This window comes from Dellaglioa sp. CoH-55-MRSF-7 (assembly GCF_056782235.1).
Genome location: NZ_JBXAYI010000061.1, coordinates 1 through 452, shown reverse-complemented (window position 1 = coordinate 452; position 452 = coordinate 1). Strand labels below are relative to the sequence as shown.

General features: G+C 50.2%; 1 protein-coding gene. It reads left to right on the top strand.

The genetic code is table 11. The annotated features are described in order from the left end of the window. Nucleotides 1–306: hypothetical protein (locus AC1RPU_RS07855; protein WP_481769622.1), on the top strand; the 306-nt coding region annotated here is incomplete at its 5' end. Nucleotides 307–452 lie beyond the last annotated feature (146 nt).

The following is a 452-nucleotide window of genomic DNA, read 5'->3' as shown; positions in this document are numbered from 1 at the left end:
CCCGCGTCTACTGCTCAGGCAGTAGCGCGGCAGGTTCTATTGTCGCAGTCATCAGCGGTAAAAAATCAGGCAACTGCGCGGCAAGTGCTGATTATACCTCCACTTAACGCGCAGGACACGAACGTTCAGATGGAGGTTTTGGCTGCGGGATTGATACCGACAAATGACTATGGCGTGAAGTTAGAAGTTATCGCGGGACTTCCATATGTTACTCAGGATGCTAGCGTTGCGCTGGAGATCATTGCCCAGACAACTTTGAATCCAGCAAAGCCGATGACAACAATAACTTGGTTCACGCCAAGCTAAGGAAATAAAATGACCTTGAAATACATGCAAGGGTTTGAGACGGTTCGTGACGATTCAGACCTTAGAACACAGGGATGGTCCCCAACCCCTGCTGCGCCGACACGTAAGACAACCGTAGCGATTCCTAGTGTAACTGGCGTAAACGG